Here is a 9896-nt window from a genome sequence, read left to right on the forward strand (position 1 = left end):
TCAGATCCCGGCCCCGCCCGCCATCAGGAACAGCGCGACCGAGATGGTGGCGAAGAGGGCGGCGACGCCCTTCTGGATGGTTCCGGCGTCGAGCGCGTTCGAAACGTACGGAGCGATCTGTCCGCCGGTGACCGTCGCGGGGACCGTGAACACCACCATGTTCCACGGCGTCGAGGCGAGGCTCAGCGAGTGGACCCCGCCGACGCCGAACGCGCCGAGTATCGTCCCGCCGAAGACGTGGACGAGCGAGGCGAGAATCGCCGTCGTCGCGACGATGATGTGGTTGGTTCCGATCGCGACTCGGGTGGGGACCCCGGTCCGGAGCTGGGAGATGATCCCGAGTTCGCCGCTTCCGAAGCCGGCCAACCCCTGAAACGTCCCGCCGACGCTGTAGTTGGCGAACCGTTCGAGGTATCCCGACCAGGAGTACTCGTACGTGTCGCCCTCGCGGTCGACCCGGGTGACTTTACCTCCCTCGGTCGCGTCAACGCCCGCGGGACCGAGCTTCCCATCGTCGTCCGGGAGCTCCGCCGCCGGACCGCCGTCGGTCGCGACGGCGTCGTCGGTCTCGTCCGGCTCACCGTGACCGATGTCGGCCTTGAGCATCAGGTAGCCCGCGACGAGCAGCGCCGCGCCGAGCGCCGCGTGGAACAGCGGCTCCGGAATAAAAAAGGAGAGCAGGGCCCCGGCAATGACGAACGGGACGCTTCCGGCGACGATCGTCAGGGCGAGCCGTCGGTCGACCAGTCCGTACTGGATGAACGCGATCGACGACGCCGAGAGACCGAACGACTCGCTGATCAGTCCCACCTTCACGAGCGTCTCCGGAGTGAGCGTCTCCCCCGCCAGAAGCGGGAAGATGAAGATCAGGAACGGCACGAAAAGCGCCGATCCGCTGATCCCGACCGTGTTGACGGTCGTCGCTCCCAGCAGAAAGAAGGGGAACAGCCACCAGTACTCCAGCCAGTAGCCCGTCCCGCTGCCCCCACCGGTGGGCGCGGCGAACAGGACCAAGGCCACGAACACCGCCGGCGCCGCGAAGACGAATATGTGCTGATACTTCAGGAACGACTTCTGGAGTCGTTGCGATCGGGTTGCGCTCATCGGGAAGTGTGTGTCAAATGGGTGTTGTGCGGGCGAAGGCGGTCAACGGCGAGCGGTGGAAGGTCGCGAGCAACCGGCGAGCGAGTCGGGATCCGAGCGAACCGCTGCGTCCGGAGTGAATCCCCGGGAGTCCGTCGCGGAACTGGTCCGATCGTAGGTCACGTGTCGACCCGCCTGTCACGGGTCCGCGCGTAAAGCATCTCCGCTTCGGAGAATTCATAAGTAATGATCCAAATATTCCGAAGAATACGCTGCAGTTCTTTCGATCCCCGCGTTTCGGACGGAATCCGTCCCTGTTTTCCGGACCCGCCTCGCCGCGTGCCCGGCGGACTCGCAACACCGGCGCTCCGTTTCGGGTTCCAATCCTTATAAGACCGCGCGACCGGTACGGGGCGGTAATGGAACTGGGCTCGCGAGAGGCGTTCACCCGGATGGGGACGCTCGGCATCGAGGAGGAGTTCTACATCGTCGATGCCGAGGGCCGCCCGACCTCCGGGACCGACGACCTCGTCTACGGTCGCGACCCGCCCGCGGCGGTGCCGGAGGGGTTCGACCACGAGCTGTTCGAGTGTACCATCGAGGCGCAGACGGAACTGATCGAGGACCCGGCGAACGCCGAGGACGCGCTCGCGGCGGTCCGCGAGGCGCTCGTCGACCACGCCGCGGCCGACGGGTATCAGATCGCGGCCGCGGGCCTCCACCCGGCCGCGAAGTGGCGCGAACTCGACCACGTACAAAAGCCCCGGTATCAGGCCCAGTTGGACCGGATCCAGTACCCCCAACACCGGAACACGACCGCCGGGCTCCACGTCCACGTCGGCGTCGACGACGCGGACAAGGCGGTGTGGATCGCGAACCGCCTCCGGTGGCACTCTCCGATTCTGCTCGCCTTGTCTGCCAACTCCCCGTTCTGGAACGGGTTCGACACCGGGCTCGCCTCGGCCCGCGCGAAGGTGTTCGAGAACCTCCCGAACACCGGAATTCCGTCGTCTTTCGACGATTTCGACGCGTTCCAGCGGTACGAGCGCCGAATGGTCGAGACGGACTCGATCGCGGACCGCGGCGAACTGTGGTTCGACGTGCGCCCGCACACCGGCCACGGCACCGTGGAGGTGCGCGCGCCCGACGCGCAGCGCGACCCCGAGGTGACCCTCGCCTTGGTCGAGTACGTCCGCGCCCTCGTCGTCGACTACGCCGAGCGGTACGAGGACGGTGAGTCGCCGCCGGCGCTGCGCCGCGAACTCCTCGACGAGAACAAGTGGCGCGCGATCCGCCGCGGCCACGACGCCTCGTTCGTCGACCGCGACGGGGAGGGGACCACCCCGCTCGGCGAGGTCGTCGACGCGGAGTGCGACCGCCTCGGGATCGACGGGATCCGCGAGGTGTACGAGTCGGAGAGCGGGGCCGCGCGCCAGCGCCGGATCCGGGAGGCGTCGAGCGTCGACGCGCTGTGTGCGGACCTCCTAGTTCGGCCCTGACGGCGGCGTGTTTCGTCGGAACGAAAGCGACGAGAAACCCTTTTGCCCGCGTGGCCCCACCTTCCGCCATGACCACGGACGATTCGCCCATCGATTCGGAGGACGACGTCGAGGAGTCGCCGACGGAACGGACCCGTGAGGAGCTGCGGAAGACGAAAGAGCGGCTCGGCGAGGGGGCCGACAGGGCGGTGAAGGGGTTCGACGACAACGTCGTCGACCTGCTCGCGTGGGTCCTCGACACGGAGACCCGAGCGCGCATCTACGTCTACCTGCGGGACAACCCGAAGAGCACGAGCGACGAGGTCGCGGACGGGACCGGGCTCTACCCCAGCACCGTCCGCGAGGCGCTCGCAGAACTCCACGACGAAGGCACCGTCGAGCGCGGCAAGCGGAAGGCCGAGGGCGCGGGCAACAACCCCTACGAGTACGAGGCCATCGCGCCGAGCGACCTCGTCCGCGGCGTCGTCGGCGACGTTCAGGCGGAGCTGAACGCCGTCTTCAACCTCGACCGGCGACTCGGCGGCGAGTCGCCCGACGGCGACGCCGAGCCGGTCCAGATCTCCATCGACGGCGAGGGCGGCGATAACGGCACGGACGCCGACGAGGGCGACAAACCGGGCGACGACGACGAGAACTGAGACGGATCCCGTCGGCTCGGTCTCGCGTCCTCCCGGCGGCGGTTCGGGACGTTTTAAGTTCGACCCCCGCAACGGAGAGACATGAACGTCGCGCTGGGTGGTACGTTCGACCCCGTTCACGACGGCCACCGCAAGCTGTTCGAACGGGCGTTCGAGCTGGGTGACGTCACCGTCGGACTCACCGCCGACGACCTCGCGCCGGACACCCGACACGTCGAGCGGTACGTGCGGCCCTACGAGCAGCGCGAGCGCGACTTGGAGGCGGAGCTGGCCCCGCGTGCGGAGGAGCACGGGCGGGAGTACGAGATCCGGAAGCTGACCGAGCCGACCGGCATCGCGGTCGAGCCGGAGTTCGACGCGCTCGTCGTCTCGCCCGAGACGCGCGAGGGCGGCAAGCGGATCAACGAGATCCGCGGCGAGCGCGGGCACGACCCCCTCGAACTGGTGATCGTCGACCACGTCGCGGCCGAGGACGGCGAGCGCATCTCCTCTACCCGGATCGTCGCGGGCGAGATCGACGAACACGGCAACCTCACCCCCGACCGCGAGGGGCGGGCCGCGACGCGACCGGAATGACGGGCGGCGAGACGGCGAACGGCGAGGGCGCGGACGGCACGACCGGGAACCGGAGCGGCGCGACCGGGTCCGGATCCGGGTCGCTGCGGCCGATCCTCCTCGGCGAGACCGGGTTCGAGCGCGCGACTGTGTGGAGCGCGGTCGGATTGGCGCTGTCGTACGTCGCCTTCGACGCGACCGCCGCGGCGGGCGTCGGCGCGCCCGCGACCGCCGGCGTCCTCGCCGCGGTGACGGCGCTCGGCGCGCTCGCGTTCGCCGCGACCGGCGGCGGCGTCCTCCCGACGGTCCTGCTCGCCTACGGTCCCCTGGCGGGCACCCTGCTCCGGGCGGCCGGACCGACGCCGTACGCCTCGCCGCTCGGGGCCGACGGCCCCACCCTCCTCGCGGTCGCCGAACCGCTCGGCGTCGCGGTCGCCGCCGCGCTCGCGATCGGCGTCGCGGCCGCGGTGGTCGGCTACGCGGTCGGTCGGTCGTCCGACTGACCCGGCCGCGCCGGACCCGCTTCGCTCAGTCGTCGAGCGCTCCGTTCAACACCTTCGCGGCGACGAGTATCGGGTCCCACACCGGGCTGAACGGCGGCGCGTACGCGAGGTCCAACCGCTCGACCTCGGCGACGGTCATGTCCGCCTCGATCGCGGTCGCCAGCGTGTCGATCCGGATCGCCGCCCGGTCGGTCCCGACGATGCTCCCGCCCAGCAGCCGCCCCGTGTCGCGGTCGGCGACGAGCGTCACGTCGGTCTCGGCCGCGCCGGGATAGTAGCCGGAGCGCGAGCCGGCGGTCACCGTCTCGGTGACCGGGTCGAACCCGGCCTCCGCCGCCGCCTCGGGGTCGAGCAGGCCGACGCGGGCGGCCTCCGTGTCGAACGCCTTCACCGCCGCGGTGCCGGCGATGTCGCCGACGGGCGTCGGGTCGCCCGCGACCGTCGCGCCGATGGCGCGGCCGGCGCGGTTCGCGGTGAGTCCGAGCGGGGTCCAGTCGGGTTCGCCCGTCACCGCGTGGCGCGCGGTCGCGCAGTCGCCGGCGGCGTACACGTCCGGGAGGCTCGTCCGGCCGCGGTCGTCGACCCGGATCGCCTCGCCCGGCCCGAGGTCGACGCCGGTGCCGTCGAGGAGGTCCGTGTTCGGCCGGATGCCGACGCCGACGACGGCCATGTCGACCGGAACCGTCTCGCCGCCGACCGCCGCGTCGGTCGACTCAGCGATCTCGATCGCCTCGATCCGGTCGTCGCCGACGAGCGACTCGACCGGGGCGTCGGTGTGGACCGCGACGCCCTCCGCTTCGAGCGCCGCCTCGACGCGGGTCCCGACCGCCTCACCGAACGGGGAGAGGAGGTGCCCGGAGCGATGGAAGACGTGAACGTCGAGGCCGCGCTCCGCGAGCGCCTCCGCGACCTCGACGCCGACGTACCCGCCGCCTACGACCGCCGCGGTCTCCGGCGCGGGCATCGCCGCGTTGCGGTCGACGCGCTCGCGGTCGACCGCGCTCACGTCGGCGCGGTCGGGGTCGTACCCGTCGGGCTCGGCCACGTACGCGTCGATGGCGGCCGCCGCGTCCATGTCGTGGAGGGTGAACGCGCCGTCGACGCCGCGCACGTCGAAGGGGCCGGGGTCCGCCCGCGCGCCGGTGGCGACGAGCAGGTCGTCGTACGCCTGCTCGCGGCGGTCGCCCGCGGCGGTCTCGACGGTGACGCGCTTCGCGTCGGGGTCGACGGCGACGACCTCGGTCTCCCGGCGGAGGTCGACGCCGCGCTCGTCGACCTCGCCCGGCGACAGCGACAGGAGATCCGACATGCGGTCGACGTAGCCGGCGACGAAGTACGGCATCCCGCAGTAGGCGTACGAGATCCACCGCCCCTTCTCGAAGACGACGACCTCGCGGTCGGGGGCCTCGCGGCGGAACTTGCTTGCCGCGCTCAACCCCGCCGCGTCGGCACCGACGACCACGAACGGATCGGTCATGACTGGACATCGGCGGGCCGGGTGAAAAAGTCACGCCGCGGGTGCGGTCCGAGCGCGCCGCCGTCGGCGGTCAGTCGCCGTCGCCGTCGGCCAGCCGCGAGAGCGTCTCGCGGGCGTTCGCGACGGCCTTCTCCTTTTTCGCCGGGTACGCCTCGACCTTCGTGCGGACGGTGAGCCCGGGGCCGAGCCGGACGTCCCCGCGGAACGCCGCCTGCTTGTCGAGGCGGAGGAAGAGCGCGCAGTTGTCGTCGACCCGCTCGTCGAGCTCGTCGAGGACGCGGTCGAGGTCCTCCAGCTCGGAGAGCCGGTCGAGCACGTGTCGCATCTCGTCGGCCCGCTCGACGCGCGCCGAGAGCACGACGATCCGGTCCCCGTGATGGCCCACGTTCTCGGCGCGTTCGAGCTCGATGTCCTCAGGGAGGAGGGTGTACAGCGCCTGCTCGACGCGCTTCACGTCCTCGGTGGCGTACGAGAACGCCCGGAGGTCGACGTAGTGGAAGGGGACTTTCGGCATGCGAAAACGAGTGGGGCGGCGTTACTCCTCGCTCTCGACGGCGTCGAGTGCGTCCTCGGGGACGCCCGTCTCCTGGCCGTCCTCGAAGCTGACCGTGTACGTCGCGTCGCCGAACATCGTCTCCATCACCTGCGTGATCGTGCCCGACTCGCCGTCGTACTCGCTGTGTTTGTCGTGGAGCACGACCTCGTCTTCCTTCTCGAAGCTCATGGCGTCTCGTTCCGCCGGGACGGTTAAAAGCGCCCGGATCCGCGCCGACGATCCCGGAGCGCGGCGGTGGGGAGACCGGCTCACGCCACCGCGAGCAGCGCCGCGCCGAACGCCACCATCAGCGCCAGCCCCACCGCGAGCCAGACGACGACGCTGTCGACGGCGAGCGCGAGCGCGACGCCCGCGGCGACCGCGAGGAACCCGAGGACCGCGCCGGCGACGCCGCCGCGTCGGACGAGGCGGTCGAGCGCGTTCACGGCGCGCTGCGCAGGCGGGGGATCCGGGCTGCGCTCCGGGGGCGCGGAGAGGGTCTCGTCGACGGCGACCGGCTCGTCGGGAGTTTCGTCCGACGGCTCGATCCTGACGTCGACGTAGCGCGTGTTCGACCCGTAGCCGGTGACGATCTTCAGTTTCCCGCGGACCGGCTCGTCGACGTCGGCGATCGAGACGTGAACGTGGCGGGTCCCCTCGTCGGCGACGAAGTGGTTGACCTCGTCGACCGCGGTCACCCGGTCGAGTTCGTCGTCGAAGTGGAGGTGGACGTGCGTCGAGCGCCCGGCGTTGTCGAGCACGACCGGAAACGGCCCGTCCGTCGCGAACGCGTCCGGCGCGTCGATGTCGTGGACCGCCTCCCCGTTCAGTTCGACGTCGAGTGTCGGCACGGTGGAGACCACGACCCCGTATTAGAAAAAGATTCACACGGGCGAGGGGTTCGCCGCCGGCGTCTCGACCGGGGGCGTCCCGGCGGCGACCGCCCGAACCGGACGCTACGCCGCCGCCTCCTCGCGCATGTCCGGCGGGAGGAGGTTCGGGATCCCGTCTTCGATCGGATAGGTCTCGCCGCACTCCGTACAGGTGAGCGTGCCGGCGAGGACCTCGTCGTCGTCCTCGTCGTCGACGTCGAGGTCGAGGGCCGCCTTGTCGAGCGGGCAGCAGATCACGTCCATCAGGGATTCCTTCATACCGCTCGATTGGATCGGACCGATAAAAAAGCGTGCGGGTCGCGGTCGCGGAAGGGAACGGGAGCGGCGCGCGACGGACCGCGGATAGCAACGTCTTTTGGGGCGCGCCTCGGCTCACGTCACATGGGAATCCCCGCGGAGCGGATCGAGCGGCTGTTCGCGCTCGCCCGCGAGGCGGTCGTCGACGACGAGTACGACCGCGCCCGCCGGTACGTCGCCCGCGCCCGCCGGATCGCCGAGCGGAACCGCTGCGGCGTGCCGTCGGAGCTCTCTCGACGCGCCTGCGACGACTGCGCCGTCTACCTCCGACCCGGGAAGACGAGCCGCGTACGGACGCGGTCCGGCCGCGTGGTCGTCCGGTGTCTGGAGTGCGGGTCGACGGCGCGGTATCCGTACGACGGGGAGTGAGCGGGCCCGGCGACGAAGTTACTCGCCGCGCTCTCGCAGTTCCGTGAGGACGGAGACCGTCCCGTCCATGAACCCCTCGTCGAGGACCGTCCCGGCCGCCTCGCGGGCCGCGGCGTCCGCGTTGGCGACCGCGTACGACTCGCCGGCGACGCCGAACGTCGAGACGTCGTTCTCGCTGTCGCCGACCGCGACGAAGGCGGCGGGGTCGAGCCCGAGGGCGTCGGCGACGACTTCGAGCGCCCGGCCCTTGCTCACGCCGACCGACTTGACGTGGTAGGCGTAGCCGGTGTCGACGACCTCCACGTCGCCGCCCGCGGCCGCCGCGACCTCGCGTAAGAGCGACTCGTCGGCGTCCGGCGACAGCGCGACCTCCGTCTCGCGCCACCGGTTCACCGTGTCGCCGTCGCCCCAGCCGACCTCGCCGCCGCGCTCGCGGAACGCCTCGACGACGGCCCGCGCCGCGTCCGGGTCGCCCACCGTCGTCGTCTCGCCGTCGACGTACGCGACGCCGCCGTTCTCCGCGATCACCGTCTCCTCGCGGCCGAGGAAGTGCGCCAGCGCGACCGGGTACGGGAACGCCTTCCCGGTGGCGAACACGACCGGGGCCTCCCACCCGGGCAACAGCTCGAAGACTCGCGGGTCGATCCGACCGGTCGGCGTCGTCAGCGTGCCGTCGATGTCGAGCGCGAGGGGCGGAACCATACCGGGAGTCGGCGCTTCGTCGGCAACTGTCTTCCGTTCGATAGAAGGGTGAGCCGCTCCGCCGCGAGTCCCGACGAGCGCGTCTGGTCGGCCGGTCCGGACCGACCTATCCGGTCCGGGTGCGCCGGTCGAACAGCTCCCGGAAGACGACGGTCGGGAACAGCGGCACGAGCCGGCTCGGGGGGCGTCCCTTGCCGTCGCTCCGGTGGACGGTGACGCGTTCGAGCAGGCCGGCGTCGGCCAGCTCGTAGAGGACGCGGCGCACCGTCGACGCCGAGAGGTCGACGCCGGGACGCGCGGCGATCGCCTCCGTGGCCACGCCGACCGTCGACCGCTCCTCCTGCGAGAGGCCGGCGAGCTCGTAGAGGAGCCGCTGGCGGCTCTCGGGGAGCGCGAGGACGCGGCCAAGCGCGACGCAGGGGCGCGGCACGCCCTCGATCCCGGCGTCGACGTCGGCCGATCGGACCGTCGACGCGCCCGCTCGCTCCGCGCTGACCGCCGCCCCCATCACGGCCGCGAGCGCGTCGTGGGCGTCCCCCGCGGCCCACTCGACGATGTCGCGTATCTGGTCGTGCGAGAGCGCGTCGCGGCCGAGACCGGTCGAACACCGGCTCGTCAACAGCTCGACGAGGACGTGCCGGCGGTACTTCCCGAACTCGACCGTCGTCTCCGGCTCCCAGTCGATCGCGTCCGGCGGGTCGCGACCGATACACGCCGGCACGAGCCGCTCACCGACCGCTTCGAGCCAGTCGATGAGCGTCGTCGCCGGCGGCGTCTCGACCTCGTCGGTGTGGTCGACGGCGACGACGAGGTCCGGCCCGGTTCGCATCGCGTCGCGCAGCGACTCGGCCAGTTCCTCGGTGCCGATCCCGTGGTCCGGGACCGGCTCGTCGCTCATCGCGGCCAGCATCGCGTGGTAGAGTCGGAACTGAGTCGAGGCGCGGCGGGCGTCGACGTAGACGAATCCGGGGATCGTCGGCTCGACCGCCCGCGTCGTCGTCTGGATGGCCTGCCGAGGGCCGCTGTGGGTCGCGAGGCGGTCGAACAGCGCCGAGACGACCGCCGACTTCCCGCTCCCCTTCGGCCCGTACACGTAGACGCTCGGCGGGAGCGACCCGGAGAACGCGGGTTCGAACACGTCGAGCAGGCGCTCTATCGCCGGCCCGCGGCCGACCGGAGACTCGGTGTGCGCGACGGGCGAGACGGCCTCGAAGTCCGCGAGGACGCTCAGGCCCGTGTCGTAGCCGAGCCGTCGCTCGATCCGGTCGTCGATGTTCACGGCTGATCCTCCGGGATAGCCGAACAAAACTGGCACGGAGCGGAGCCGGTTCGGTGCGGGTCGCCG

General features: G+C 71.3%; 13 protein-coding genes. 5 read left to right on the forward strand and 8 right to left on the reverse strand.

The features are described from left to right. The gene (locus tag NAF06_RS00100; protein WP_008586267.1) at positions 1-1104 is read right to left on the reverse strand and encodes a sulfite exporter TauE/SafE family protein; all 1104 of its coding nucleotides are present in this window, start codon (positions 1102-1104) and stop codon (positions 1-3) included. 398 nt (positions 1105-1502) lie between these two features. On the opposite strand from NAF06_RS00100, the gene NAF06_RS00105 reads away from it, so the two are divergent. From NAF06_RS00105 to NAF06_RS00120, 4 genes are all read left to right on the forward strand, one after another. Beyond that, entirely contained in the window at positions 1503-2582 is a 1080-nt protein-coding gene (locus NAF06_RS00105; RefSeq protein WP_008586265.1) for a glutamate--cysteine ligase, read from the forward strand. A gap of 68 nt (positions 2583-2650) precedes the next feature. Then, positions 2651-3220 carry a winged helix-turn-helix domain-containing protein gene (locus NAF06_RS00110; RefSeq protein WP_008586263.1) on the forward strand — a complete coding sequence of 190 codons (570 nt, stop codon included), beginning with the start codon at positions 2651-2653 and terminating at the stop codon, positions 3218-3220. 81 nt (positions 3221-3301) lie between these two features. Beyond that, entirely contained in the window at positions 3302-3796 is a 495-nt protein-coding gene (locus NAF06_RS00115; protein ID WP_008586261.1) for a phosphopantetheine adenylyltransferase, read from the forward strand. Continuing rightward, complete coding sequence (locus NAF06_RS00120) at positions 3793-4278, forward strand: hypothetical protein (RefSeq protein ID WP_008586259.1); 486 nt, start codon at positions 3793-3795, stop codon at positions 4276-4278. Before NAF06_RS00115 ends, NAF06_RS00120 begins: the two co-directional genes overlap by 4 nt. 25 nt (positions 4279-4303) lie before the next feature. Here the strand turns inward: NAF06_RS00120 and NAF06_RS00125 are convergent, their stop codons facing one another. From NAF06_RS00125 to NAF06_RS00145, 5 genes are all read right to left on the reverse strand, one after another. Next, on the reverse strand, positions 4304-5755 hold the full coding sequence (locus tag NAF06_RS00125) for an FAD-dependent oxidoreductase (protein WP_008586256.1): 1452 nt from the start codon (positions 5753-5755) through the stop codon (positions 4304-4306). Positions 5756-5825: 70 nt separating this feature from the next. Beyond that, positions 5826-6269 (reverse strand): RNA-binding protein, encoded by a 444-nt coding sequence (locus NAF06_RS00130; protein WP_008586254.1) that lies wholly within the window; start codon positions 6267-6269, stop codon positions 5826-5828. Positions 6270-6290: 21 nt separating this feature from the next. Continuing rightward, entirely contained in the window at positions 6291-6479 is a 189-nt protein-coding gene (locus NAF06_RS00135; protein ID WP_006113388.1) for a hypothetical protein, read from the reverse strand. Positions 6480-6559: 80 nt separating this feature from the next. Beyond that, a complete protein-coding gene (locus NAF06_RS00140; RefSeq protein WP_192813816.1) occupies positions 6560-7141 on the reverse strand; it encodes a DUF7524 family protein in 582 nt (193 codons plus the stop codon). A gap of 105 nt (positions 7142-7246) precedes the next feature. After that, positions 7247-7441, reverse strand: coding sequence for a methytransferase partner Trm112 (locus NAF06_RS00145; protein WP_008586250.1), 195 nt, complete (start codon positions 7439-7441; stop codon positions 7247-7249). A gap of 123 nt (positions 7442-7564) precedes the next feature. On the opposite strand from NAF06_RS00145, the gene NAF06_RS00150 reads away from it, so the two are divergent. Further along, a complete protein-coding gene (locus NAF06_RS00150; RefSeq protein ID WP_008586248.1) occupies positions 7565-7849 on the forward strand; it encodes a ribonuclease P protein component 4 in 285 nt (94 codons plus the stop codon). Between the two features lie 18 nt (positions 7850-7867). On the opposite strand, the gene NAF06_RS00155 is transcribed toward NAF06_RS00150, so the two are convergent. Both NAF06_RS00155 and NAF06_RS00160 read right to left on the reverse strand, forming a co-directional pair. Further along, positions 7868-8551 carry an HAD-IIB family hydrolase gene (locus NAF06_RS00155; protein WP_008586246.1) on the reverse strand — a complete coding sequence of 228 codons (684 nt, stop codon included), beginning with the start codon at positions 8549-8551 and terminating at the stop codon, positions 7868-7870. Between the two features lie 106 nt (positions 8552-8657). Beyond that, positions 8658-9830 carry a Cdc6/Cdc18 family protein gene (locus NAF06_RS00160; protein ID WP_008586244.1) on the reverse strand — a complete coding sequence of 391 codons (1173 nt, stop codon included), beginning with the start codon at positions 9828-9830 and terminating at the stop codon, positions 8658-8660. Positions 9831-9896: the final 66 nt, after the last annotated feature.

This window comes from Halorubrum hochsteinianum, from assembly GCF_023702125.1.
GTDB classification, from domain to species: domain Archaea; phylum Halobacteriota; class Halobacteria; order Halobacteriales; family Haloferacaceae; genus Halorubrum; species Halorubrum hochsteinianum.

Excerpts from the sequence above, each read along its gene's own strand:
- NAF06_RS00100 (WP_008586267.1), bottom strand. The coding sequence starts at position 1,104 with ATGAGCGCAACCCGATCGCAACGACTCCAGAAGTCGTTCCTGAAGTAT.
- NAF06_RS00105 (WP_008586265.1), top strand. The coding sequence starts at position 1,503 with ATGGAACTGGGCTCGCGAGAGGCGTTCACCCGGATGGGGACGCTCGGC.
- NAF06_RS00110 (WP_008586263.1), top strand. The coding sequence starts at position 2,651 with ATGACCACGGACGATTCGCCCATCGATTCGGAGGACGACGTCGAGGAG.
- NAF06_RS00115 (WP_008586261.1), top strand. The coding sequence starts at position 3,302 with ATGAACGTCGCGCTGGGTGGTACGTTCGACCCCGTTCACGACGGCCAC.
- NAF06_RS00120 (WP_008586259.1), top strand. The coding sequence starts at position 3,793 with ATGACGGGCGGCGAGACGGCGAACGGCGAGGGCGCGGACGGCACGACC.
- NAF06_RS00125 (WP_008586256.1), bottom strand. The coding sequence starts at position 5,755 with ATGACCGATCCGTTCGTGGTCGTCGGTGCCGACGCGGCGGGGTTGAGC.
- NAF06_RS00130 (WP_008586254.1), bottom strand. The coding sequence starts at position 6,269 with ATGCCGAAAGTCCCCTTCCACTACGTCGACCTCCGGGCGTTCTCGTAC.
- NAF06_RS00135 (WP_006113388.1), bottom strand. The coding sequence starts at position 6,479 with ATGAGCTTCGAGAAGGAAGACGAGGTCGTGCTCCACGACAAACACAGC.
- NAF06_RS00145 (WP_008586250.1), bottom strand. The coding sequence starts at position 7,441 with ATGAAGGAATCCCTGATGGACGTGATCTGCTGCCCGCTCGACAAGGCG.
- NAF06_RS00150 (WP_008586248.1), top strand. The coding sequence starts at position 7,565 with ATGGGAATCCCCGCGGAGCGGATCGAGCGGCTGTTCGCGCTCGCCCGC.
- NAF06_RS00155 (WP_008586246.1), bottom strand. The coding sequence starts at position 8,551 with ATGGTTCCGCCCCTCGCGCTCGACATCGACGGCACGCTGACGACGCCG.